17 protein-coding genes and 2 pseudogenes are annotated in these 25511 nt (G+C 70.9%); 10 read left to right on the top strand and 9 right to left on the bottom strand.

Annotated features, from left to right (window positions below; genetic code table 11):
- The first annotated feature begins 125 nt into the window (after positions 1-125).
- The 6 genes from SROS_RS14450 to SROS_RS14425 all read left to right on the top strand — a co-directional run bounded on the left by SROS_RS14450 (position 126) and on the right by SROS_RS14425 (position 6460).
- The gene (locus SROS_RS14450) at positions 126-1736 is read left to right on the top strand and encodes an SPFH domain-containing protein (RefSeq protein WP_012889681.1); all 1611 of its coding nucleotides are present in this window, start codon (positions 126-128) and stop codon (positions 1734-1736) included.
- A gap of 1 nt (position 1737) precedes the next feature.
- Positions 1738-2985, top strand: a complete 1248-nt coding sequence (locus tag SROS_RS14445) for an SPFH domain-containing protein (RefSeq protein ID WP_012889680.1) — start codon at positions 1738-1740, stop codon at positions 2983-2985.
- Between the two features lie 25 nt (positions 2986-3010).
- The gene (locus tag SROS_RS14440) at positions 3011-3784 is read left to right on the top strand and encodes a sporulation protein (RefSeq protein ID WP_012889679.1); all 774 of its coding nucleotides are present in this window, start codon (positions 3011-3013) and stop codon (positions 3782-3784) included.
- A gap of 135 nt (positions 3785-3919) precedes the next feature.
- Entirely contained in the window at positions 3920-4930 is a 1011-nt protein-coding gene (locus tag SROS_RS14435; protein ID WP_012889678.1) for a hypothetical protein, read from the top strand.
- The gene (locus SROS_RS14430; protein ID WP_012889677.1) at positions 4930-5583 is read left to right on the top strand and encodes a hypothetical protein; all 654 of its coding nucleotides are present in this window, start codon (positions 4930-4932) and stop codon (positions 5581-5583) included. The genes SROS_RS14435 and SROS_RS14430 overlap by 1 nt, the downstream gene beginning before the upstream one ends.
- 64 nt (positions 5584-5647) lie before the next feature.
- The gene (locus SROS_RS14425; protein WP_012889676.1) at positions 5648-6460 is read left to right on the top strand and encodes an inositol monophosphatase family protein; all 813 of its coding nucleotides are present in this window, start codon (positions 5648-5650) and stop codon (positions 6458-6460) included.
- Here the strand turns inward: SROS_RS14425 and SROS_RS14420 are convergent.
- Positions 6450-7640, bottom strand: a complete 1191-nt coding sequence (locus SROS_RS14420) for an ArsB/NhaD family transporter (protein WP_012889675.1) — start codon at positions 7638-7640, stop codon at positions 6450-6452. The genes SROS_RS14425 and SROS_RS14420 overlap by 11 nt on opposite strands.
- 89 nt (positions 7641-7729) lie before the next feature.
- On the opposite strand from SROS_RS14420, the gene SROS_RS14415 reads away from it, so the two are divergent.
- Complete coding sequence (locus SROS_RS14415) at positions 7730-13459, top strand: WD40 domain-containing protein (protein ID WP_245564638.1); 5730 nt, start codon at positions 7730-7732, stop codon at positions 13457-13459.
- Between the two features lie 28 nt (positions 13460-13487).
- Here SROS_RS14415 and SROS_RS14410 read toward each other — a convergent pair whose 3' ends face one another.
- Positions 13488-14447, bottom strand: coding sequence for a helix-turn-helix transcriptional regulator (locus tag SROS_RS14410; protein WP_012889673.1), 960 nt, complete (start codon positions 14445-14447; stop codon positions 13488-13490).
- A 63-nt stretch (positions 14448-14510) separates the two neighbouring features.
- On the opposite strand from SROS_RS14410, the gene SROS_RS14405 reads away from it, so the two are divergent.
- Positions 14511-15779 (top strand): epoxide hydrolase family protein, encoded by a 1269-nt coding sequence (locus SROS_RS14405; RefSeq protein WP_012889672.1) that lies wholly within the window; start codon positions 14511-14513, stop codon positions 15777-15779.
- Between the two features lie 134 nt (positions 15780-15913).
- Positions 15914-16066: pseudogene (locus SROS_RS49530) on the top strand (DNA glycosylase AlkZ-like family protein); the annotation flags it as partial.
- A gap of 14 nt (positions 16067-16080) precedes the next feature.
- Here SROS_RS49530 and coaE read toward each other — a convergent pair.
- The 5 genes and pseudogenes from coaE to polA form a co-directional block, all read right to left on the bottom strand.
- Positions 16081-16677, bottom strand: coding sequence for a dephospho-CoA kinase (coaE, locus tag SROS_RS14400; protein ID WP_043655609.1), 597 nt, complete (start codon positions 16675-16677; stop codon positions 16081-16083).
- 285 nt (positions 16678-16962) lie between these two features.
- Positions 16963-17469: pseudogene (locus tag SROS_RS14395) on the bottom strand (GNAT family N-acetyltransferase); the annotation flags it as partial.
- Positions 17470-17574: 105 nt separating this feature from the next.
- Complete coding sequence (gene rpsA, locus SROS_RS14390) at positions 17575-19077, bottom strand: 30S ribosomal protein S1 (RefSeq protein ID WP_012889668.1); 1503 nt, start codon at positions 19075-19077, stop codon at positions 17575-17577.
- A 213-nt stretch (positions 19078-19290) separates the two neighbouring features.
- The gene (locus tag SROS_RS14385; protein WP_012889667.1) at positions 19291-20382 is read right to left on the bottom strand and encodes a polysaccharide deacetylase family protein; all 1092 of its coding nucleotides are present in this window, start codon (positions 20380-20382) and stop codon (positions 19291-19293) included.
- A 105-nt stretch (positions 20383-20487) separates the two neighbouring features.
- The gene (gene polA, locus SROS_RS14380; RefSeq protein WP_012889666.1) at positions 20488-23193 is read right to left on the bottom strand and encodes a DNA polymerase I; all 2706 of its coding nucleotides are present in this window, start codon (positions 23191-23193) and stop codon (positions 20488-20490) included.
- A 68-nt stretch (positions 23194-23261) separates the two neighbouring features.
- Here polA and SROS_RS14375 point away from each other — a divergent pair, with 68 nt between their 5' ends.
- The gene (locus SROS_RS14375; protein ID WP_043652013.1) at positions 23262-23684 is read left to right on the top strand and encodes a PaaI family thioesterase; all 423 of its coding nucleotides are present in this window, start codon (positions 23262-23264) and stop codon (positions 23682-23684) included.
- A gap of 219 nt (positions 23685-23903) precedes the next feature.
- Here SROS_RS14375 and SROS_RS14370 read toward each other — a convergent pair whose 3' ends face one another.
- Both SROS_RS14370 and SROS_RS14365 read right to left on the bottom strand, forming a co-directional pair.
- The gene (locus tag SROS_RS14370; protein WP_012889664.1) at positions 23904-24665 is read right to left on the bottom strand and encodes an amino acid ABC transporter ATP-binding protein; all 762 of its coding nucleotides are present in this window, start codon (positions 24663-24665) and stop codon (positions 23904-23906) included.
- A complete protein-coding gene (locus SROS_RS14365; RefSeq protein WP_012889663.1) occupies positions 24662-25510 on the bottom strand; it encodes an amino acid ABC transporter permease in 849 nt (282 codons plus the stop codon). Before SROS_RS14365 ends, SROS_RS14370 begins: the two co-directional genes overlap by 4 nt.
- Position 25511: the final 1 nt, after the last annotated feature.

Here is a 25511-nt window from a genome sequence, read left to right as displayed (position 1 = left end):
ACGGACGGCCGTCTCAATCGAGCGGCAAGCGGATCGCAAGCCGGATGCTCTTTACTTTCCCGGGTGCGCCCGCCTACCAAGCGTGATATATCGGGCTCTCCACACATATCTACCTCGGAGGTTTGATGTCCCGGCCAAGAGAGGCCATGCAGTCGGCGATGGCCGCTGCGCAGGCGATAGGGCAGGGAGGCGACCCGCGGCAGGTGGTGGGCCAGCTGGCCAACCAGGCGATGGGGCAGCTCGCGGGCCAGGCGGGCAGTGAGAAGGGATTCGCGCTCAACCCCTCCGACTTCCTGGCCGCCCGCGACCAGGGCGCGTCCCTGGGCACGGTCATCGAGGCCCGTGGCGCGTCGCTGAACGAGGCCGGCGAGATCGTCAACCGCAGCTTCACCGGCAACGGCCCGGACGGCCAGGCGGTCCACGTGATCTCGCCGGTGGTGATCCCCAAGAGCACCACCGCCCGGGTGGTCGTCCCCCTGATCGTGCTGGCGGTGCTCGGCCTGGTCGGCCTGGTCGCCACCGGTCTCCCCGAGGGCGCGCGGGTGCTGTTCGGCCCGCACTACTGGGCCGTGCTGGTGCTGGCCGCCGCGTTCCTGTGGTGGCGGCGGAGCGTGGTGATGGTGCCCGAGGGCTGCAAGGCTCTGATCACCAAGTTCGGCAAGCTCGTGCAGATCGCCGAGCCCGGCAGGGTGACGCTGCTCAACCCGTGGAAGCGGGTCAGCTACATCGTCAACACCACCCGCGAATACCCCTTCAACGCCCCCATCCGCGAGGCGCCGACCCAGCAGGGCGTCAAGGCCAGCGTGGACCTGTTCCTGCAGTTCCGGATCGAGGATCCGGCCGAGTTCATCTTCGTCCTCGGCTCGGTCAGCGGCTTCCAGGCCAAGCTGCAGAACGCCATCAGCGAGGTCACCCGCTCCCTCATCTACGCCCAGCGCGCCGAGGACATCTACGATCTGGTCGGGGAGAGCACCCTGGGCATGCTGGACAACCTCAACCAGCAGTTCCTGCCCGCCGTACGGCTCACCGACGTGAACATCACCCACGCCGAGCCGTCCAGCCAGGAATACCGGATGGACCTGGCCGCCCCGGAGATGATCAGGGTCGCCAAGGAGGCGTACACCTACGAGTACGAGCTCCAGCTGCGCAAGGAGCAGAACGAGGGCGACCTGATCAAGGAGCTCGCCGGGCTGCAGGAGCAGCTCTCGGCCATCCACGCCGAGATCGCCGGCTACCAGGCCCGGATGGACACCGCGCTGGAGCGCGCGTCCCACCAGGCGAAGGCGCAGGCGGGCCAGCGGCTGGTGGAGGCGGAGTCCACCGCCAAGGCCAACGCCGCGCTGCTGGAGGCGCAGGCGCTGGACATCCGCGCGCTGAGCGCGGCCGAGGCGCCGGAGATCCTGGAGTACCGGTTCCAGCAGGACCTGCTCGACAAGCTGGAGTCCGTGGCCTCCCACCTGCCCCGCGTGGTGCAGGTCGGCGAGACGACCGACATCGACCTGCTCTCCCTGGCCAGGCAACTGGTCGGCAGCCGGGAGGCGCAGCTGTTCTCCGCGGCGGACATGACGGCGATCAGGGAACGGATCACCGAGATCGGCAGGCGGGTCGAGGGCCGCGAGGCGGAGATCACCACCCTGCTCAACCCGGTCGCGGAGACCGCGGCGCCCGCCGTACGGGAAACTGCGGCGCCCGCCGTACGGGAGACCGCGGCGCCCGCCGCACAGGAAGAGGCCTGAGATGAGCAGAGAGTTCTCCAAGATCAAGGAATCCCTGGCCTCCTGGTCGGAGATCCGCCAGCTGCTGCGCGGCGGCGAGTCCGGCCAGCTCGTCCCGGTGGTCATCCCCAAGGACCGCCGGGGCTTCGCCTGGCTGACTCTGATCTTCCTGGCCCTCTACCTCGCCGGTACGGCCCTGCTGTCCGGCGGGGTGTTCGCCGCGCTGGCCGCGCTCGGCGCGGTGCTGTCCCTGATCGTGGCACTGGTCTGGCTGTGGCGCCGGGCGATCATCGAGATCGAGGAGGGCACCACCGGCGTGCGCAGCCGGTGGGGCGCGATCGTGGGCACCCTGCCCCCGGGCCGCCACTACCTGTGGCTGCCGTGGGACCGGGTGGACGCGGTGGTGGACACCTCCACCGAGATCCCCTACTCCGCTCCGATCGTGGCCTGCCCGACCGCGGAGAACGTGCCGCTGAAGTCGATCGAGTTCTTCCTGAAGTTCCGCATCATCGACCCGGTGGCCTTCGTCCGGACGATCGGCGCCGGCAACTTCGACCTCGTGCTCAGCAGCGCCGTACAGGACGCCATCCGCCAGCGCAGCCGCCTCGTGCACACCGAGCGGGCCTACGACCTGCGCGGGTCCGACGTCGGCGACATGCAGGAGCTCCTGACCCGCCAGCTCGGCCGCTACGGCGTGCGGATCACCGGCGCCAACATCCCCGACGTGCAGCTGCCCGACCAGTACCAGCAGCACCTGGCCACCCGCGAGAAGGTCGCCAAGGAGCTGTCGGCCTTCGAGCGGGAGTGGGAGCTCACCCGCAAGCGGCGCATCGACACCCTGCTGATGGAGATCGAGCGCTCCAAGAAGACGCGGGACGCCCGCATCGTCGAGGTCCGGGCCGCCGCCAACACCGCGCGCAAGGACGTCGCCCGCATGCTGGAGGAGCACGAGACCGAGGCCCAGCGGGTGCGCTGGGAGATCGAGGCCAAGGGCCGGGCCCAGCTCACCTCCGCGGAGAACGAGGCCAAGGGGCTGCGCCGGCTGGCCGACGCCTACCGCGACAACCGGGCGGTGCTCCAGTACGAGCTGGCCCGCCGCCGCCTGGACGTGGGCGCCAAGCTGGCCGAGAACGCCCCGCGCCCGGTCGTCGTGCGCACCGACGGCGCGTCCGGCGAGTCCTCCGTGCTGTCCACCATGCTCCTGGCCCAGATCCTGCCGCAGCTCGGCAGCGGGAACGGCCAGGTCAAGCGAGCCGTTGAACCCAACTGAAACCTTCTATCCCGGGAGTCCCCCAATGGTGTTCCGTAAGCTGATGGCCGCGTTCGGCGCGGGTGTCGAGGTCGACACGATCCTGCAAAACTCCAACGTCCGCCCCGGCGAGGTCCTGCGCGGGCAGGTCAACTTCCGCGGCGGCGGCTCCGACTACAAGGTCGAGGGCATCTTCATCGACTTCACCGCGGTGGTCGAGGTCGAGAGCGGCGACAACGAGCACAAGTCGACCTACAGTTTCCTGCGCAAGCAGATCACCGGCCCGTTCCACCTCGCGGCGGGCGCCCCGCAGTCGGCCCCCTTCGAGATCCCCGTCCCGTGGGAGACCCCGATCAGCGCCATCGGCGGCCACCCGCTGCGCGGCATGCAGCTCGGTGTCTCCACCGAGCTCGCCCTGGCCGGCGCGCTGGACAAGGGCGACCTCGACCCGCTGTTCGTCAACCCGCTGCCCGCCCAGGACCACGTGCTCGGCGCGCTGGACAACCTGGGGTTCCGCTTCAAGAAGGCCGACCTGGAGCGCGGCACCCTGCGCGGCTCGCAGATGCCGTTCTTCCAGGAGATCGAGTACTACGCGGGCCACGAGTACGCCCGGCACTTCAACGAGCTCGAACTGACCTTCATCGCCGGTCCGCAGGCGATGGACGTCATCCTGGAGGCCGACAAGCGCGGCGGCTTCATGAGCTCCAGCCACGACACCTACAACCGCTTCACGGTCCGCTACAACGACCACCCGGGCCAGGTCGAGCAGTCGCTCCGCGCCGGTCTTCACGCGATGGCGCAGAAGCGCGGCTGGTTCTGACCCGTCCCCCGTACGGCTGACGCCCCGGTCGCCGCCGTCCACCGGCCGGGGCCGGGGCCGGGGCCTGGAGCGCGCCCCGGGTAAGGCCCTACCATGACGGCGGGGCTGACTGGCGACCGGGCGGGCGGAGCGCGCATGGGGCGGATGGCACGGTTCGGGGCATGGCTGGGTAAGAACGCCGACGGTTTCATCGCACTGCTGCTCGCAGCGGGCGTCGGCGTGGTCGGCCTGCTGGACGACTCGATCGACAAGGCTCTGCGGGACCAGGTCATCGAGTCCGGGACCCTGCTGGTGCTGGCCCTGCTGACCACCGCCATCCTGCGTGACCGCTGGCGCCAGGAGCCGGTCGAGACGGCGATGCGGGAGAGCTTCGCCATGACCTCGGCGCTGCCGGAGCGGCTGGAGCGGCTGGAGGGCGTGGTCTCCGGGGCCGGGCGGGCGTTGCAGGACCTGTCGGTCGTGAACGTGCTCAACGGCGCCGAGGAGATCGCCAAGGCGCACGCCGAGGCGCGCGGCGGCACCGACCGCTGGATTTTCAAGGGCGGCACCGGCACCTACCTGCGCGCGGTGACGCTGCCCGAGTGCGTGGCCGCCGCCCGCAGGGAGCGTCGCGCGCTGGTGATGCGCCTGGAGATCATCGATCCCGGCGACGAACGGGTCTGCGAGGCCTACGCCCGCTTCCGCCGGTCGATGTCGCAGGAGCCGGACGGCACCGGGGAGATCTGGACGCCCGAGCGCACCCGCAAGGAGGCCTTCGGGACCATCCTCGCCGGCTGCTGGTACCACCAGCGGTTCGGCCTGCTGGAGATCCACATCGGGCTGTCGGCCACGATGACGACGTTCCGCTGGGACCTGTCGGCGTCGTCGCTGATCATCACCGGGGAGGATCCCCGGCGGGCGCTCATCGCCCGCAGGGGCTCGTTCTACTACGACAGCTGCACCACCGAACTGCTGGCCAGCCTGGAGCAGGCCAGGCGGGTGCCGGTCGAGCTGGCCAGGTCCGTACCGCTCAGCGAGGAGCCCACGATCGAGGAGGTGCGCAGGCTGTTCGAGACCCTCGGCCTGCCGCTGCCCCGGTCCTACACCGACAGGGACGTCGCCGACCTCACACGAAAGGCGCTCCGGGCCAAGAACCCGTACCTGTGATGAGATACCAGGATCTGTACGACGAGATGACCGGCGGCACGGCGCGCGGCTCCCTGCCCCGCTGGGCGGGGGAGGTCCTGGCGGCCATCGGGTCGGGCGACTCGCCCGTCGTCGGTGTCCGCCATCCGCTCGGCTTCCTCTGCCTGCCGCTGGAGCGGACCGAGGAGCACGGGGTGTGCGTGCACATCTGGTCCAGCACGCTCCCCCGCGCCGCCTCCACCACCTCCCAGATCCACTGCCACAGCTGGGACCTGGTCAGCCACGTGCTGTACGGCCGGGTGGAGAACGTGCGCGCCGACGTCGGCGACGCGACCGCCGGCGCCACCCACCGGGTCTTCGAGGTTCTCAGCGACGCCGAGGGCGACCGTATCCGGCCGACCCCGCGCACCGTCCGGTGCCTGCCGGGGGTGAGCGAGGTGTACGGCCCCGGCCAGACCTACACGCTGCCCGCGGGTGTGTTCCACGCCAGCGTGATCCCCGGCGGGGAGACCGCGACGATCGCCCTGGGCCGGGGGCGTCCCGGTCGGAGCGACCTGTCGCTCGGCCCGCCCGGCCTCGGTGCCCATCTCGTCCCCCGCCACCGCTGCGACGCGCGGGAGACCGCGCGGGCCGCGCTGCACGCCGCCGGGCGCCTCGCGGAGCGGCTGCCCTGACCGGCCGCCCTGACCGGCCGGCCCGGCCGGGTGGCCGCTCCACGACACGACCGAGGAGGACCGCATGGTTCAGGAGACGGATCTCGAACACGCTCGCCGGATCGCGGTCGACGCCGCGCGGGCGGCCGGGCGGCTGATCGCCGACGGCACCCGGGGGATCGTCGAGGTCACCCCCAAGGGCGACGACGGCGACGTGGTCACCGACCTCGACCTGGCCGCCGAGCGGCTGCTGCTGCGGCGGGTGCTGACCGCCTTCCCGGACCACTCGGTGATCGCCGAGGAGTCGGGCGAGCTGGTCGGGGCGGACTCGGAGTGGACCTGGCTCATCGACCCGCTCGACGGCACCAACAACGTCGCGATCGGCCTGCCCCTGTACGCCGTGGGCCTGGCCCTGTGCCGCAACGGACGGCCCGAGCTGGGGGTGGTGCACGAACCGGTGACCGGCAGGACCTGGTCGGCCGTCCGGGGCCGGGGCGCGCTCGGTCCGGGCGGCCCGCTGACCGCCCCGCCGTACCGGCCGACCGGCAGCGGTCCCGTGCTGGCCTGGATCCAGGGGTACGGCGTGCGGCGCGGCGACACCGTGGCCTGCGCGCTGAAGGCGGTGCTGGACAGGCGTGCCCGGCGGGTGCTGCGGCTCTGGGCGCCGCTGCTGGCCTGGGTGATGCTCGCCCGGGGGGACATCGACGGGATCATCGGCTACCGGACCGGGATCGTCGACCTGCCCGGCGGCCTGCTGATCGCGCAGGAGGCCGGAGCGGTGGTCACCGGCTTCGACGGCACCCCCTTCGACTGCGCCCCGCTCTCCGGGGGCGGGCGCGACTTCGTCGCAAGCCGGGCGGGGCTCCAGCAGGACCTGCTGGAGGCGGTCAGGCGGTGAGCAGCAGCACGCCCACGGTCGCGGTCACACCCACCACGGCCAGCCCCGCCCCGGCCAGCACGAACGTGAGCATCGGCACCCGCACCCCCCTCCGGCGGCACCACTCGAACCACAGCAGGGTGGCGAGCGAGGCCCAAGGAGTGATCACCGGTCCGATGTTGGTGCCGATGAGGAGGGCCAGCAGCTGGTCCTGGTTGACCACCGGGATGACCTTCTCCACCGCGGTGTAGGCGGGCAGGTTGTTGATCAGGTTGGACAGGCCCGCCCCCACGGCGGCCGCCCGGTAGGCCCCGTCACCGTCGCCCCCGGTCCCGGCCAGGGCGCTCATCAGCCCGGCCAGGCCGTACCTGCTGAGGGTGGGCACCACCAGGAACAGGCCGGTGACGAAGACGAGGAGCTGCCAGGGAAACAGTGCGAGGGTGAGCTTCGACCTGTCGCGCCAGGCGAAGGCGGCGATCATCAGCACCGCCGCGGCCAGGGCGGCCAGCTGGATCGGCAGCTCCAGCAGGATCGCGGCGATGAACAGCACGCACACGGTGGCCGCCGTCCGGAACAGCAGCGGGTCGGCGACCGGCACGGGGGGCGGCGGGTCGTAACGGTCGGCGCCGCGGCGGCCGCGCCGCCAGAAGAACACCCAGAGGAAGACCATGGTGACCGCGACGGAGACGAGCTGCGGCAGCCAGAGCCGCCCGGCGAACTCCTTGGTCGACAGGCCCAGCCGTTCCATGGCCAGCAGGTTCGTCAGGTTCGACACCGGCAGGAACAGGCTGGCGGTGTTGGCCAGCCAGACCGTGGTCATGGCGAGCGGCAGCGCGGCGATCCCGGTCCTGGCCGCCAGGGCGAGCATGACGGGCGTCAGCAGCACCGCCGTCGTGTCCAGGTTCAGGAACATGGTGACCAGCGACGCGAAGGCCGTGCACAGCAGGAAGAGCACGACGTAGTGTCCCCGCCCGGCCGCCGCCAGCCTGGCCGCGATCACGTCGAAGACCTGGGCCTCCTTGACCAGCTCCGCCAGCACGATCACGGCGACGAGGAACAGCAGGATGGGCGCGATCCGCTCCACCTCGCCCGCGGCGTCCTCCACGGGGAGCAGTTCGGTGACGACGGCGAGGAGACCGAGCCCCAGCAGGCCGACCCGGATCCAGTCGAGAACGCTCAGTCGCCGCAGCACACCGACCATGATCTACGAGGCGGCCCAAGATCGCACGCCTGTCCTTGATCGAAGCCCTCCAAAACTCCGATACCAGAGGCGATACTGAACTCCCGGACATGGCGGCGAGGGGTGGGGACGCGATGGCGCGCGACGACAGGCCGGTCGACATCTTCGTCAGCTACTCCCCCGCCGACGAGCGCTGGGCGTCGTGGATCGCGTGGGAGCTGGAGGCCGCCGGATACCGGACGATGATCCAGGCCTGGGACTTCGTGCCGGGAACCCAGTTCATCGAGTTCATGGACCGGGGGGTCAGCGAGGCCGCGCTCGTGGTGGCGGTGCTGTCGCGCAACTACCTCAAGTCGCGCTGGGGGCGGATGGAGTGGCAGGCCGCGCTCCGCGCCGATCCGGACAACCCCTCCAACAAGCTGGTCACGATCCGGCTGGAGGACTGCCCGCTGGAGGGACTGCTGTCCACGATCACCTGGGTGGACCTGGTCGGGGTCGCCGATCCGGACCAGGCGCGGGCGCTGCTGCTCAACCGGATCGGCCAGGCTCTGGCGGGCCGGGCCAAACCGCTGGACCGGCCGTCGTTCCCCAACGGCCCGGCGACCATCCCCGGCGAGGTGCTGCCCGCGCCGTCCGGGCGCGGGCAGGCGCGGGCCCGCCGTACCCCGGTGGCGCCGCCCGCGTATCCGGCGGGGCCGTCGGCGCACGTCCCGCGCGAGTCGATCACGCTGCTGCACGTCGCCGGCCCCCGGTTCGGCCGGGGGCTGGCCGACGAGGACGAGCCGCTGACGGCCGAGGAGCTGCAGCCGAGGATCTGGGCCGACCTCACCCGGCTGCGGGACGCCGGGCTGCCCCGGCCGGACCTGATGGTCGTGACCGGAGACCTGACCGAGTCGGGCGGCCGCCGGGAGTTCGGCGAGGCGGCGGCGTTCCTGACCGGGCTGCGGGTGCTGCTCGGACTGGAGCCGCAGCGGCTGATCGTCGTACCCGGTCCGAGGGACATCACGAAGGCCGCCTCCCGGGCGTACTTCAGCAACTGCGAGGCCGACGACGTGCGCCCGCAGCCGCCGTACTGGCCCAAGTGGCGCCACTTCACCGGCCTGTTCGAGGAGCTCTACCTCGGGCTCGACGGACCGGAGTTCGACAGCGCCCAGCCGTGGACGCTCTTCGCCGTCCCCGATCTGAAGGTCGTGGTGGCCGGACTGAACTCCACCATGGCCATGAGCCACCGCGAGGAGGACCGGTACGGCTCCGTGGGCGAGGCGCAGGCGGCGTGGTTCGCCGAGCGGCTGCGGCCGTTCGAGGAGGCGGGCTGGCTGCGGATCGGCGCGGTCGCCCACCCGCCCGCTCCCGCGCACCTGCGCGACACCTCGACGCTTGAGCATCTGCTGGCCGGGCGGCTCAACCTGCTGCTGCACGGCGCGGGCGGCACCGGCCCGGAGAGCCTGACCTGCCTGCCCGCTCCGGGGCCGGGCCGCCACCAGCTCGTCGAGGTGACCTCCGGCGGCCTGCGCCGCTGGGACCGCGACCGGGCCGCCCTCCTGCCCGCCGAGGAGCTGTCACGCGCCTGGCACGGGACGGGGCTGACGTTCTCCCCCGGGGGCGGCGCGCCCGCCGCCCTGCCGCCGGCGGCTCCCCCCGCGGCGGCCGAGCCCAAACGGGCGGCCGCCCCGGCCATGCTGCTGCTGGACCGGATCGCCGAGGTCTGCGAGGCCCGGCACGAGCGGGTCAAGATCAGGAGGGTGGTCGGCGACGTCCCGCAGCTTCTGGTCACCTATCCGGAGGACGGCTTCGTCCGGCAGCTCAGGATAGGCGCCCACGCCGGCGAGCTGACCGGGCAGGACGTGGAGGCCTTCGCCGGGCAGGTGCACGCCTCCGGGCTGGAGCACGGCGCCGAGCTGGTCTACCAAGGGCCGCCGCCCGCGCAGGCGCTGCGCGAGGAGATGACCCGGCGCGGGCTGCGGCTGCGCAGCTTCACCGAGTTCCAGGGACTGCTCGACCTGACCGGATACGTGGCCGACCAGACAGCGCGGCTGCGCGGGGACCGCCGCTACCCGCAGGGGCTGTACGTGCCGCAGCGTTTCCGGGAGCTGGACCGTCCCGACCGGCGCGTCCGGGAAGGGCTCACCGACGAGCTGATGCGGTTGCTGGCCACCGACCACGGCCGGTTCCTGCTGGTGCTGGGCGACTTCGGGCACGGCAAGACCTTCGCCCTGCGCGAGCTGGCCCGGCGGATCCCGGTGGAGCTGCCTCACCTGGTGCCGATCCTGATCGAGCTGCGCGCGCTGGACAAGGCGCACTCGGTGGACGGGCTGGTCGCCGCGCACCTGGCCAACCACGGCGAGGACGTCATCGACCTGAAGGCCTTCCACTACATGCTCCGCCAGGGCCGCATCGTGCTGCTGTTCGACGGGTTCGACGAGCTGGTGACCCGGGTGACCTACGACCGGGCCGCCGACCATCTGGACACGCTGCTGCAGGCCGCCGAGGACAAGGCGAAGATCGTCGTGGCCAGCCGTTCCCAGCACTTCAAGTCCAGCGCCCAGGTGCTCACCAAGCTCGGCGAGAAGGTGGGCCTCCTGCCGCAGCGGCGCCTGCTCAGCGTGGAGGACTTCACCGGCCCGCAGATCCGCTCCTACCTCGTCAACCGCTACGACGGCGACGAGGGCGCCGCCGGAGACCGGCTCTCGCTGATGAGCGACATCGAGGACCTGCTGGGCCTGGCCAGGAACCCGCGCATGCTCAGCTTCATCGCCGACCTCGACGACCAGCGCCTGGCCACCGTCGCCAAGGCCCGGCACACCATCAGCGCGGCGCTGCTGTACGAGGAGATCATGGGCTCCTGGCTCGCCTTCGAGGAGCGCCGGGTGCGGGACGTGCCGGGCGCGCCGGCCGGGCTGCGCGCCGGGGAGCTGCGGCAGGCGGTGACCACGCTGGCGCTGCGGCTGTGGGAGAGCGGGGAGGCCTACCTGCGGCCGGCGGAGCTGGCCGAGATCGCCGAGACGCTGACCGGCCTGGCGGACGGGCAGCTGTCGGGCCAGCAGACCGCGCACGCGGTGGGGACCGGCAGCCTGATGGTCCGCACCGAGGAGGGGCTGTTCGGGTTCATCCACTCGTCGGTCATGGAGTGGCTGGTCGCCCGGCACATCGCCATGACCTTCGCCGACCCGGTGACGCTCGCGCGCAGGCCGCTGTCTCAGCTCACGGTGGACTTCCTGTGCGACCTGGCCGACGTGCGCGCCTGCCAGGCCTGGGCGGCGGACGTTCTCGCCGACCCCGGCGCCGACGACGTCTCCCGGACCAACGCCATCAAGATCACCACCCGGTTGCGCACCCCGGCCATGACCGACCTGCGCGGCGCCAACCTGCGCGGCGAGGACCTGTCCGCGCGCGACCTGCGGGAGGTCGACCTCACCGGGGCCAACCTGACCGACGCCACCCTGGTCGGGACCGACCTGTCGCGCGCCGTGCTCCGTGACGCCCGGCTGACCGGAGCCCGGCTGGACGAGGCCCGGCTCACCGGCGCCGACCTGCGCGGCGCCGACCTGACGCGGGCCCGGCTGGCCAGGGCGGACCTGCGGGACGTGGCGGTGGCGGGCAGCCGCTGGCAGCGGGCGGCGCTGATCGACGTCACCGGCACGGTGGCCGGTGTCCCCGAACTCCGCGGCGCCGCGATCGCACCTGGCCAGCCGGTGGAGGTCCAGCTGGCCCCGGCCGCGATCGGCGTGCCGTACGGCTACCACTTCCAGACCAGCAGGCTGCCCGAGCCCGTCGCCTACAGCCCCGACGGCGAGACCCTGGTGATCGGCGGCGACGACGGCGGGGTGCTGCTCTGCGACAGCGCCACCGGCCTGCCGGTCAGAAACCTGCAGGGTCATCGGGGCCGGGTCTACGCCGTCACCTTCAGCCGCTCGGGCGACCTGCTCGCCACCGGGGCGAGCGACGGCACGGTCCGGCTCTGGGACCCGGTCACCGCGAGCGCCTCCCACGTGCTCGCCGGGCATCGCGACGGCGTGTGGCCGGTGGTGTTCAGCCCCGCCGGGCGGCTGATCGCCGCGGGCGGCGCCGACGGCACCGTACGGATCTGGGACACCGCCACCGGCCTGCCGTACCGGGAGCTCCCCGGCCACCTGGCGCCGATCTACACCGCGACGTTCGACGCGGGCGGCGACACGCTCGTCACCGGCGACGCGGGCGGGACGGTACGGATGTGGGACGTGCGGACCGGCGAGATCGTCCGGACCCTGGACGGGCACCGCGGCTCCGTCTACCGCATCGCCTACGACCCCGGCGGCACGCTGCTGGCCGCCGGCGACCGCGAGGGCGTGGTGCGGATCTGGGATCCCCGGGACGGGCAGGTCCTGCACGCGCTGACCGGGCACACGGGCAGCGTCTACGCGCTGTCCTTCGCGCCCTCCGGCCGGCTGCTGGCGACCGGCGACACCGACGGCGCGATCCGGCTGTGGGACCCGGTCTCGGGCGCCTCGCGCGGCATGCGGACGGGCCATCGGGCGGCCGTCTACCAGGTCGGCTTCAGCCCGGACGGCTCGCTGCTGGCCAGCGCCGACTCCGACGGCGCGGTCCACCTGCACGGGGTCGCCGAGGAGCGCGAGCGGGTGGAGCTGGCCGGGCACCGCGGCTCCGTCTGGCCGTTCGCCTTCCGGCCCGGCGGCGGCCAGCTGGCCACCAGCAGCAACGACGGCACCGTCCGGCTCTGGGACACCGCCACCGGGCAGTGCCGGCGCGTCCTGCGCGGTCACGGCCGCAAGATCACTTCAGTGCGGTTCAGCGCCGACGGGAGCATGCTGGCGACCAGCGGCAACGACGGGGTCGTGCGGATCTGGGAGCCGCGCACGGGCCGCCGGCTGCGGGAGCTCACCGGGCAGGCCGACCGGCTCATCTCCGCCGCCTTCAGCCCCGCCGACCCCACGATCGCCGCCGCGAGCAACGACGGCGGGGTGCACTTCTGGAACGCCGCCACCGGCGACTACGAGCGCGAGCTGGACGTCGAGACCGACCACGTGTGGGCTGAGGCGTTCAGCCCCGGCGGGGACCACCTCGCCACCGCCAACGACGACGACAGCGTCCGCGTCTGGTACCGGGCGAGCGGCCGCCAGGTCGTCAAGCTCGCCGACCACCACGGCCGGGTCCGCTCCATCGCCTTCAGCCCCGACGGCCGCCACGTGGCCACCGGCTGCGACGACCGGCTGGCGCGGGTCTGGGAGGTCGAGACCGGCACGTGCGTGGCGATCCTGGAGGGCCACACCGACCGGGTGTACTCGGTGGTCTTCAGCCCCGACGGAAGCACGCTGGCCAGCGCCGGCAACGACGGCGACGCCCGCGTGTGGGACCTGCGGCCGGATCCGCGGCCGGGCCACCCGTGGCGCCCCAGGCTGCTCCACACCCTCACCCGCCACCCCGGACGGCTGTGGACCGTCGCCTTCAGCCCGGACGGCTCGCTGCTGGCCACCGGGGGCGACGACCCGGCGGTGCGGCTCTGGGACGCCCGTACCGGCCGGCACCTGCACGCGCTGACCGGCCACACCCGCCGGATCTGGTCGCTGGCCTTCGCCCCCGCCGGGGACCTGCTGGCCAGCGCGGGCGACGACGGCGTGGCGATCCTCTGGGAGCTCCACCCCGGTACGGCTCCCGCCCAGCGGGTGGCCCTCCTCGGCCTGCCGGAGGGATGGGCGGCGATCGCGCCGGACGGCCGCTACAAGCTGGCGGGCGAGGTGGCAGGCCAGTTCTGGTACGTCGTCGGGACCCGCAGGTTCGAGCCCGGAGAGCTGGACGCCTACCTGCCCGCGATCGGGCAGATCGCGCTGGACGCGGAGTTCTGACCGCGCCGGGCGGTCTCCCCCGCGGGGGCTATGTCACCCGTATGGCCTGCAGGCAGCGGGTGGCCTGGGTGCGGAGGGCGTCGGCGAGTGCCGGTGGGCCGCTGATGAGGGTGAAGTCGGTGTCCACCGATGTGATCATCCAGACCAGTGCCGACGGGGTTTCGGCGCCGACGTGCAGCAGGCAGGTGCGGTTGTCGACGGCCTCGACGACGCCCATGCCCGGCCACACCCGGTCGGCCACGGCTTCGGCGGATTCGTGCAGGCTGACGGTCGCCTGGCACGGCCAGGTCCGTGACGAGAGCTGGTGTGCCAGGTAGGTCGCGACATCGCCGTCGGGTGGCTGTCTGGGCGCGAATCGCGGGCCGGTCGGCGTGCGCGGCCGTAGCCGGTCCACCCGGAAGGTGCGCCAGTCATCACGGCCGGTGTCCCAGGCGACGAGGTACCAGTGCCGGCCGAAGCTGACCAGGCTGTGTGGCTCGACGGACCGGATCGTGTCGCCGCAGCGAGGGCTGGTGTAGTCGAAGCGCAGCCGTTCGTGGCGACGGCAGGCGTCGGCGATCGCCATCAGCGTGTCCGGGCTCACCGCGGGCCCGGTGCCGCCGACCCGGACGGTCGCCGTGTGCAGCGTGTTCACCCGGTGCCGCAACCGGGAGGGCAGGACCTGTTCGAGTTTGGTCAGTGCCCGCAGCGAGGTCTCCTCGATCCCGGTGACCGAACCGCCCGCCGACGTGCGGAGCCCGACCACCACGGCCACCGCCTCGTCGTCGTCGAGCAGCAGCGGCGGCAGCGACGCGCCGGCTCCCAACCGGTAACCAGCGGTCCCCTGAACGGCGTTCACCGGATAACCGAGCTTGCGCAGGCGCTCCACGTCCCGGCGGACCGTGCGCGTGGTGACGCCCAGACGGTCGGCGAGCTCGGCCCCGGACCAGTCGTGATGGGTCTGCAGGAGCGACAGCAGTCTGAGCAGGCGTGCGGAGGTCCCCGACATGCCCTCAAGATTGCCAGACTTTTAGGACCGGACCCGTCCTAAGGGCTTCATAGGTTCACAGGCATGACGAACACCCGATCTTTTCGTATCGATATCCCGCAGGCCCAGCTCGACGATTTGGGTGCACGGCTGGCCAACACCCGCTGGCCGGAGGAACTGCCGGGGGTGGGCTGGAGCCGGGGGGTGCCGCTGGGCTACCTGAAGGATCTCGCCGAGTACTGGCGCACCGGCTACGACTGGCGGGCGCGGGAGGCGGCGCTCAACGCGTACCCGCAGTACCTCACCACCATCGATGAGCAGAACCTCCATTTCCTGCACGTGCCCTCACCCGAGCCCGACGCCACGCCCTTGCTGCTGCTGCACGGCTGGCCTGGCGGGTTCACCGATTTCCTCGACGTGATCGGCCCGCTGTCCGATCCCCGCGCGCACGGCGGCGACCCGGCCGACGCCTTCCATCTGGTGATCCCGTCGTTGCCGGGGTTCGGGTTCTCCACGCCGCTGGCCGGGCCGGGTATGAACGCGGCCAGGATGGCCGGGGTGCTCGTGCGGCTGATGGCCCAGCTCGGGTTCCAGCGGTACGGCGTGCACGGCTATGACACCGGCTCATGGGTCGCCCCCCAGATGGGCAGGCAGGATCCGGACCGCGTCGTAGGCGTCCACGTCAACGCCATGATCACCTTCCCGATCGGGGCGGAGGGGGAGATGGAGGGCCTGTCCGAGGTCGAGCAGCGGCGCTGGCAGGCGATGCAGAATTTCAACGACGGCTATCTGCAGTGCAACTCCAAGCGGCCGCAGACGGTGACCTACGGTCTGCACGATTCACCCGTCGGCCAGCTCGCCTGGATCGTGGAGAAGTTCAAGGAACTCACCGACCCCGAGGACGGGCTGCCCGAGGACAGCATCGATCGCGATCGCATCCTGACCGACGTCTGCCTGTACTGGCTGACCGGCACAGCCGGATCTGCGGCGCAGATCTACTACGAGGAGATCTCCGCGAACGCCTGGGACGCCGAGGCCGCCGGCGACTGGAGTGCCGACTCCGGTGCCAGCGCCGGAGCCGACGCCGGTGACTGGAACGCCGGCTCCGGTGACAGCACCGGAGCCGGTGCGGGCTGGGGCGAAGGCGCAGAGGAGTGGGCGGCATCCCAGCCCGGAACGGTGCCGACCGGTGTGCTGGTCTCCAACCATGACGTGACCATCCGCCGCTGGGCCGAGCGCGACCACCATGTCGTGCACTGGACCGAGCTCGGCAAGGGCGGGCACTTCCTCGCGATGGAGGCGCCGGACCTGCTGGTCGGCGACGTTCGCGAGTTCTTCCGTAAGGTGCGCTGAGCTGGGCGCCCGCGGTCCGGCGCGTCGAGCAGGTGCCGGCCCGCTGTGCCCGCGGGCGCTCAACCGCGCGGTTCCGGACCGGCGTACGACCGAAGGCCACGGCGGCGGACATGCGCCAGATGGTCCGGTGCTAGCTGGCGGCGTTCGGCCCGGCACCCCTGGCCGACACCCGGGCCTGGTCCGGCGTGAGTGGACTGCGCGAGGTGTTCGAGCAGCTGCGTCCCGAGCTGAAAACCTACACCGACGAGCCCGGCCGAGAACTGTTCGACCTGCCGGACGTGACGTGGACGGTGGCGGCGTCTCAGCCGGCGCGGGCGGACAGTTCGGCCCAGACCTCGTCCACCCGGGCCCCGAGGTCCTCCAGCGACCCCTCGTTCGGCACCACGAGGTCGGCGATCTTCAACCGGTCCTCACGATCCGCCTGGGCCGCGATCCGGGCCCTGGCGTCCTGCTCGCTCATACCTCGGATCCCGACCAGCCGGGCGAGGCGGACCTCGTCCGCGGCGTCCACGACGACCACCACGTCGTACATCGGGGCGAGGTTGTTCTCCGCCAGCAGCGGCACGTCGTAGACCACGATCGCGCTCTCGTCCGCCTGGTGCTGCAGCTCCTCGACCCGGGCTCCGACCAGCGGGTGCACGATGCCGTTGAGCGAGGCCAGCTTCCCCGAGTCGGCGAAGACGATCGAACCGAGCTTCTCCCGGTTGAGCGACCCGTCCTCGCGCAGCACCTCGGTTCCGAAGATCTCCACGATGCGTGCCAGCCCGCCGGTCCCCGGCTCGACCACCTCCCGGGCGATCTTGTCGGCGTCGATCACCACGGCCCCCCTGGACGCCAGCCGCCGCGACACCTCGCTCTTGCCCGACCCGATCCCGCCGGTAAGACCCACTTTCAGCATGATCCGCAGCATACGCGGTACGACACGCGCCCCGGAGTAGCCGGGGAACAGGCGCATCGGATCGGCAAGCGGACCGTCAGAGCGGGAAACGCCCCCAAGCCGGAGAGCAGGGGCATCGGACAGGGAGACATGGCCATCCCCGAACCGGGAGGCGGACCGTCAGAGCGGGGAGCGGCCCTCCGGGCCGGGGAGCGGGCGGCTTGGAGGGGCTCCCACCGCCCGGAGCACGAGGCCCTGCCCGCCGTCATTCACAAGAAAATGAAATAGGCCGATATTTTACGTTTTTTACGGTCGTTCCTGGAGCTCCCGGCGCATGTGGACCAAGGTCAGGTGGTCGCTCATCCGCTCCCGGCGGATCTCGCGGTAGCCGTGACGGCGGTAGAGCCTCAGGTTGCCCTCGGACAGGTGCCCGGTGAACAGATCGAACGCCACGGCGGCGGCGATCTCGTCGTGGAGAGCCGTCAGCAGGGTGCCGCCGACACCACGCCCCTGCGCGTCCGGAGCCACCACCAGGCGGCCGACCCTGCAGGTCGTGCCGGACGTCTGCCCCCGGACCGCGCCGACGATCCTCTCCCCCTCGCGGGCCACGAGCACCACACCGGTCTCGATGGCCTTGCGGACCTGCCCGGCCGACTCCACCAGCGGCGGGATGAACGGATCGCCGTAGAGCTGGGCCTCGCTCACGTAGGCGGCCCGCTGCACGGTCAGGATCTCGCCGGCGTCCTCGGGCTCAGCCCACTCGATCACGGTCACAGCGCAAACCCTAACGCCCGCACGACGGCCACGGCGCGAACGCCGGCGTCCTCGCGGCGGTCAGGACGCCCCCGCGCACGAAAAAGGACCCCGCCGGAGCGGGGCCCTTTCTCAGATCCTCAGATCCCTACTGCTACGCCGGCGTCAGCTCTGGCCGCCCGCGAGCTTCTCGCGCAGAGCCGCGAGAGCCTCGTCGGAGGCGAGGGCGCCCGCCGCCGGAGCGGAGGAGCTGCTGCTGGTGGAGCTGGAGCTCGAACCGGCGGCCGGGGTCTCACCGGAGTAGGACGTGGGGGCAGCCTCGCCCGCCTCGGCCTCGGCCTTGCGGGCCTCCTCCACCTGCTTCTTGTGAGCCTCGAAGCGAGTCTGGGCCTCGGCGTACTGCCGCTCCCACTCGTCACGCTGCTTCTCGAAGCCCTCGAGCCACTCGCTCGTCTCGGAGTCGAAGCCCTCGGGGTAGATGTAGTTGCCCTGGTCGTCGTAGGTCGCCGCCATGCCGTACAGCGTGGGGTCGAACTCGATGTCGGCGCCGGTCGCGCTCTCGTTCGCCTGCTTGAGCGACAGCGAGATCCGGCGACGCTCCAGGTCGATGTCGATGATCTTCACGAAGATCTCGTCGCCGACCTGGACGACCTGCTCGGGGATCTCGACGTGGCGCTCGGCCAGCTCGGAGATGTGGACCAGGCCCTCGATGCCCTCCTCGACGCGGACGAACGCACCGAACGGCACCAGCTTGGTGACGCGGCCCGGGACGACCTGACCGATCTGGTGGGTGCGGGCGAACTGCTGCCAGGGGTCCTCCTGCGTCGCCTTGAGCGACAGCGAGACCCGCTCGCGCTCCATGTCGACGTCGAGAACCTCGACGGTGACCTCCTGGCCGACCTCGACGACCTCGGAGGGGTGGTCGATGTGCTTCCAGGAGAGCTCGGAGACGTGAACCAGACCGTCGACGCCGCCGAGGTCCACGAACGCACCGAAGTTGACGATCGAGGAGACGACGCCCTTGCGGACCTGACCCTTCTGCAGGGTGTTGAGGAACGTCTGACGCACCTCGGACTGGGTCTGCTCAAGCCAGGCGCGGCGGGAGAGAACCACGTTGTTGCGGTTCTTGTCCAGCTCTATGATCTTCGCCTCGAGCTCACGGCCCACGTACGGCTGAAGGTCGCGGACGCGGCGCATCTCGACCAGGGACGCCGGCAGGAAGCCACGGAGGCCGATGTCGAGGATGAGTCCACCCTTGACGACCTCGATGACGGTGCCGGTGACGATGCCGTCCTCGTCCTTGATCTTCTCGATCGTGCCCCAGGCCCGCTCGTACTGAGCGCGCTTCTTGGACAGGATCAGGCGCCCTTCCTTGTCCTCCTTCTGGAGGACCAGGGCCTCGACGTGCTCGCCAACCTCGACGACGTCCGCGGGGTCGACATCGTGCTTGATCGAGAGCTCACGCGAGGGGATGACACCCTCGGTCTTGTAGCCGATGTCGAGCAAAACTTCATCTCGATCGACCTTGACGACGGTGCCCTCGACGATGTCGCCGTCGTTGAAGTACTTGATGGTCAGATCGATCGCTGCGAGGAAGTCTTCCTCGGACCCGATGTCGTTGACCGCTACCTGCGGGGTGCTCGAGGTGGCCTCAGTGCTGCTCGTCATGTGTGGAATTGCTCCGAACGCGGACAGATGTCGATGTGGCGAACACGCGGCAGGCCTCTTATCGTTCAAGCCGAAGGATTCCAGGATTCATCGGCTTGACCGAGCGCGAGCCCACTCCGTCCGAGACACGCGCGAGCCCACAGCGCAGCGATCAGCATATGAGACCAGACGAGTCTGGTCAATCCGAAGGCACGACACGCCGGAAACAGGACGTTAATACGCGTTGACCTGCCGCCGCCGTTCGGAGCCGATGATACCCCGAAGTTTTTGCGGTACGGATACGCGATCGGGATCACCGTCCGCGGTGTAGCGCTTGTCCGGATGCTTGTTCAGCCACTCCAGCCAGTACTGCGAGCACCACTTGCGGCACTCGCCCCTCTTCCCGTTGCTCTGGATCCGCTGGATGGCGCGCCAGTCGAAATCCTTGACGAATGGCGACACCGACGGCTGCGCGCCGGCCAGGAAGACCCCCTTGAAGGCGAAGCGGGTCCCGTCCCACTTGCCGGCCTGCACGGTGGACCTCTTGCGCGGCATCGCGCCGAAGGGCAGCGCGAGCGTGTCGGACGGGCCGGTGCCGAGCTTCTCGAGCAGCCGCTCGACCCGGACGAGCTGCTCGGCGACCTTCTTCTTCGACAGGCCCGGCAGGTAGGGGTGGCCCCAGGTGTGGTTGGCCACCTCGAAACCGCGCGAGGTCAGCCACTGCACGGCGCGTGCCTGGTCCTTCCGGCCGCGCAGCCCGAACGGCTGCTGGTTGACCCAGAAGGTGGCGACGGGACGGAAGCTCGGATACTTCTTGGCGACCTGGTAGATGATCCCGACCGCGGTGTCCCTGGCCGGCATCCCGTTGCCGTCCAGCGCGAAGTGGCTCGCATGCCCGTCGTCGAAGGTCAGCACGACCGGATGTTTACCCGCCGGAATGTTGATCTTCCCGGTGACGAACTCCTGCGCGGTGACCGGCACGTAGCCGCCCCGGGCCAGCTTCTCCATCTCCTGGCGCACCTGGGAGGGCGTGCGGTCGATGGAGGCCAGCCGCTTCTTCGTGATCCGGTGGTACATCAGCACCGGGACCATCCCCGCCTCGTTGGCCTTGACCTGGCGGGCGAACTCCGGGGTGGCCTGGACCGGCGGCGGCAGGGCGGCCGAGGGGAGATCGGGCGAGGGCGACGGCGTCGGCGTCGGCGAGGGAGTGGCCGTCGCCGCGCCGGTCGCCGCGCCGGCCATGGGGGTGGCCTGCGGGATGACCGTCGCGGGCAGCGTGAGAAGCACCACCACTGCGGCGGCCACCACCACGACGTTGGCCATCATGATGATCTGCGGTAGGGGGGATGAACTCCGCACAAAACTCCCGTGCCCGTCGAGATATCGGCTGAATCACCACCCTAGAACAGAGTCGGGCAGGCCGGGCAATCGTCAGTGCCCGGCGTCCTCCCAGGTGCGGCCGACGCCCACCGAGACCTCCAGCGGGACGCGCAGGGAATATGCGGCGTTCATCCGGTCGGTGACCAGCTCGCGCAGGGTCTCCAGCTCTCCGGGGGCCACCTCGAACACGAGCTCGTCGTGGACCTGGAGGAGCATCCGGGAGCCCAGGGCCGCCTCCTTGACGGCGCTCTGCACGTTGAGCATGGCGACCTTGATGATGTCGGCCGCCGAACCCTGGATCGGCGCGTTGAGCGCCATCCGCTCGGCCATCTCGCGGCGCTGGCGGTTGTCGCTGTTGAGGTCGGGCAGGTAGCGGCGGCGGCCCATGATGGTCTCGGTGTAGCCGTCCTGCCTGGCCTGCGCGACGATCGCGTTGAGGAAGTCGCGGACGCCGCCGAACTCCTCGAAGTATTCCTCCTTGAGCGCCTTCGCCTCCTGCACCGGGATGTTGAGCTGCCCGGCCAGCCCGAAGTCCGACAGGCCGTAGGCCAGGCCGTAGTTCATGGCCTTGATCTTGGCCCGCATCTCCCCCGTCACCTGCTCGGGCTCGATGTCGAAGACCCGGGCGGCGGTGGTCTTGTGGAAGTCGTGCCCGGACTCGAAGGCCGCGATCAGCGACTCGTCGCCGGACAGGTGCGCCATGATCCGCAGCTCGATCTGGCTGTAGTCGGCGGTCAGCAGGGTCTCGTAGCCCGGCCCGACCACGAAGCCCTGCCGGATCCGGCGGCCCTCGACCGTGCGGATCGGGATGTTCTGCAGGTTGGGCTTCTCCGAGCTGAGCCGCCCGGTGGCCGCCACGATCTGGTTGAACGTGGTGTGGATGCGCCCGTCGTCGGCGATCTCCTTGACCAGGCCCTCGACCGTGACCTTCAGCTTGGCCTGGTCGCGGTGCCTGAGCATGATCGTCGGCAGCTCGTGCTCGGTCTGGGCCGCCAGCCAGGCCAGCGCGTCGGCGTCGGTGGTGTAGCCCGTCTTGGTCTTCTTCGTCTTGGGCAGGTTGAGCCTGACGAACAGGATCTCCTGGAGCTGCTTGGGCGAGCCCAGGTTGAACTGCTCGCCGACGGCCGCGTGCGCCGCCTCGACGGCCTGCTTCACCGCGGCGCCGAACTCGGCCTCCAGGCCGCTGAAGTAGTCGCCGTCGGCGGCGATCCCGGCCCGCTCCAGCTCGGCGAGGACGGTCACCAGCGGCAGCTCCACCTCGCGCATCAGGTGGGTGCCGCCACGCGGCTCCAGGAACGCCTCCAGCGCGTCGGCGAGCTCCCTGACCGCCAGTGCCCGCAGGCCCAGCTCCCGGGCCGTGTCGTCGTCCTCGTCGTCGAAGAGGCTGGCCTGGCCGCCGGTCTCGGCCTCGCCGCGCAGCTCGCGCTGGAGGTAGGCCCGCACGAGGTCCTCCAGCAGGAACGTCCGCTGCCCCGGCATCGCCAGGTAGGCCGCCAGCGCCGTGTCGCAGGTCAGGCCGCGCAGCTCCATCCCCTGCGCCCACAGCGCCAGCATCGGCCCCTTGGCGTCGTGCACGGCCTTGGGCCTGGACTCGTCGCCGAGCCAGGCGCGCAGGGCCGTCTCGTCGGCCTCGGTCAGCGTGGTGGGGTCGATGAACGCGGCGCCATGCCCGCCGCCCGCGCCGTCGGGCGCGGCGACGGCGATGCTGTCGATCCGGCCGGTGCCGCTGCCGTAGGCGCCCTTGAAGGCCAGCCCGGCCCTGCCCTCGGGCAGCGCCCGCAGCCATCCGGCCACCTCGCCGGGGCCGAGCCTGACGGCCTCGACCTCGAAGCCCTCCTCGACCTCGGGCTCGGCGGAGGCGAGCGTCTTGAACAGCCGGTCGCGGAGCTCCCCCCGGAACTCCAGCGTGTCGAGGATCTTGTTGATCTCCTCGCGGTCCCCCTGGCCGATCGTCAGGGCGGAGACCTCGCGCTCCAGCGGGACGTCGCGCATGAGCTGGGTGAGACGGCGGTTCATCAGCACCTGGTCGAGGTGGTCGCGGAGCTTGTCGCCGACCTTGCCCTTGACCTCGTCGATCCGGTTGACCAGCTCCTCCAGGGAGCCGAACTCGCGGATCCACTTGGCCGCGGTCTTCTCCCCCACGCCGGGGATGTTCTTCAGGTTGTCGCTGGAGTCGCCGCGGATGGCCGCGAAGTCGGGGTACTGGGCCGGGGTGAGCTCGTACTTCTCCAGCACCGCCTCGGGGGTGAACCTGGTCATGTTGCTGATCCCGACCCGGGTCATCAGCACCGTGACGCGGTCGTCGACCAGCTGGAGCGCGTCACGGTCGCCGGTGACGACCAGCACGTTCATGTCCTGCCCGGCGGCCTGGGTGGCGAGCGTGGCGATCAGGTCGTCGGCCTCGTAGCCCGCCAGCGACAGGTGCGGGACGCGCAGCGCGTCGAGCATCTCGTATATCAGGCTCATCTGGCTGCGGAAACTGTCGGGGCTGGCGCTCCGGTTCGCCTTGTAGTCGGCGTACTCCTCGTGCCGGAACGTCGGTTCCGACCGGTCGAAGCAGACCGCCACATGCGTGGGCTGCTCGTCGCGGAGCACGTTGACCAGCATCGACGTGAACCCGAACACCGCGTTTGTCGTCTGACCCGTCGTCGTGGAGAAATTCTCCTCGGGCAGGGCATAGAAGGCCCGGTAGGCCAATGAATGCCCGTCCAGCAGCAGGAGACACGGACGAGTGGGGGTCGCTTCGCTCTTCGGCACAACGGAAGCCTAGTCTCCTGGTGCGACAGAAAACCTGGTCCCGCACGACAGGAGACATCCCCTTGACCATGACAGACCCCGACGAAGTGGCGCGCCGCACGGAGGAGCAACTCGGCGTCTCCCACAGGGACACGCTCGTCCAGCGGATGGGGATCGAGATCACCGAGGCCACCCCCGCGCGGGTGGTGGGCCGGATGCCGGTCGAGGGCAACATCCAGCCGTACGGCCTGCTGCACGGCGGCGCCTCGTGCGTGCTCGCCGAGACCCTCGGCTCGACCGGGGCGGCCCTGCACGCGGGCCCCGGACGCATCGCCGTCGGGGTCGAGATCAACGCCACCCACCACCGCTCGGCCACGTCCGGGCACGTCATCGGCGTGGCGACCCTGATCCACGGGGGGCGGACGCTCGCCACCTACGACATCGCGATCACCGACGAGCAGGGCCGGCGGGTGTGCACCTCACGCCTCACCTGCATGTTGCGTGACATCTGACCCCACGAGTATTCGCCCGTATCAGGACCTCCCCTTTTTGCACTCTTGCCACACGAGTCGCTACCGTGGGTGACAACGATGCCCGTGGGGGGACCGAGTAGAAAACGTGTGGGGTCGGGGAAGCCCCGTACGGTGCCAAAGGTCTCCCCCGGGCTCGTACGGCCCGGCAGGCACGGCACGGCCCGCACCACGCGGGCGCGGGCCGTGCCGGATCGACCTCTAGACGTCGGTGTGCGTCGGGTCGAGCACGCGGCGCAGGAAGGACTTGGTGCGCTCGTGCTGCGGCTCGCCGATCACCTGGGCGGCCGGGCCGTCCTCGACGATCACGCCGCCGTCCATGAACACCACCCGGTCGGCCACGTCCCGGGCGAAGGCCATCTCGTGGGTCACCACGAGCATGGTCATCCCCTCCTCGGCCAGCTTGCGCATGACCGTGAGCACGTCGCCGACCAGCTCCGGGTCGAGCGCCGAGGTGGGCTCGTCGAAGAGCATCAGCGCCGGGTTCATCGCCAGTGCCCTGGCGATGGCCACGCGCTGCTGCTGGCCGCCGGACAGCTGGAGCGGGTAGGCGTCGCACTTGTCGGCGATGCCGACCTTCTCCAGGTTCTCCCTGGCGACCCTCTCGGCCTCCGCCCTGCCCCGCTTGAGCACCCGCCGCTGGGCGACCATGACGTTCTGCAGCGCAGTCATGTGGGGGAACAGGTTGAACTGCTGGAAGACCATGCCGACCCGGCGGCGGGCGGCGTCGATGTCGACGTCGCGGTCGGTCAGCTCGATGCCCTCCAGGACCACCCTTCCGGACGTGGGCTGCTCCAGCAGGTTCACGCAGCGCAGCAGCGTGGACTTGCCCGACCCCGAGGGGCCGATGACGCAGACCACCTGGCCGGGGTCGACGGCGAAGTCGATCCCCTTGAGCACCTCGAGCTTGCCGAAGTGCTTGTGCAGGTCACGGATCTCGACCGCGTGGTTCACCGGAGTCACCGTCCCCTCGCCTGACGCTTCTCCAGCCGGGACGCGAGGTAGCCCAGCGGAATGGTGACCAGAAGATACGTCACGCCGACCACCAGGATCGGCGTGGCGTTGGCGAAGGTCGAGGCCATGTCGTTGCCGAACTTCGTGAGCTCGACGTACTCACCGGAGACGCCGAGGAACAGCACCAGCGAGGAGTCCTTGAGCAGGGACACGAACTGGTTGGTCGTCGGCGGGATCACGATGCGCACCGCCTGCGGGATGACGATGGTCGTCATGGCCCGCGCGTGCGACATGCCCAGCGAGCGCGCCGCCTCCATCTGCCCCTTGGGGACCGCCTGGAGTCCGGCGCGCAGCGTCTCGGCCATGTAGGCCGAGCCGACGATGGTCAGGCCCAGGATGCCCTGGCCGTAGGTGCCGCCGGGCACCTCGAAGCCCGGCAGGGCCAGCGGCAGGAACAGGATGAGCAGGAAGATCAGCAGGGCGGGCAGGCCACGGAAGATCTCGATGTAGGCGATCGCGATCCACCGGTACGGCCGTACCGAGGACATCCGCATCAGCGCGAACAGCAGGCCGAGCAGGAAGGCGAAGAAGAAACCGCCGACCGAGTAGATGATCGTGTTCTTCAGGGCGACCGTGAACAGGTCCGGCAGCGTCTCGGCCGCGACCTCGGGCTTGGCGAAGTTCTCGGCGAGCTTGCCCCACTCGATGCGCAGGAGGAGGAAGACGACCGCGGCCGCCAGCACGACGTACTGGACAGCCCTGCTGATCTGCTGTTTCTTGCGGGGGCTGAGCCCGGTCCTGACAGGGATGCCCCCGTCAGGACCGGGCTCGGTCTTCGTCGACTGGTCGGTCATG

This window comes from Streptosporangium roseum DSM 43021 (genome assembly GCF_000024865.1).
GTDB classification, from domain to species: Bacteria; Actinomycetota; Actinomycetes; order Streptosporangiales; family Streptosporangiaceae; genus Streptosporangium; species Streptosporangium roseum.
This window is presented reverse-complemented; position numbering and strand designations above follow the sequence as displayed.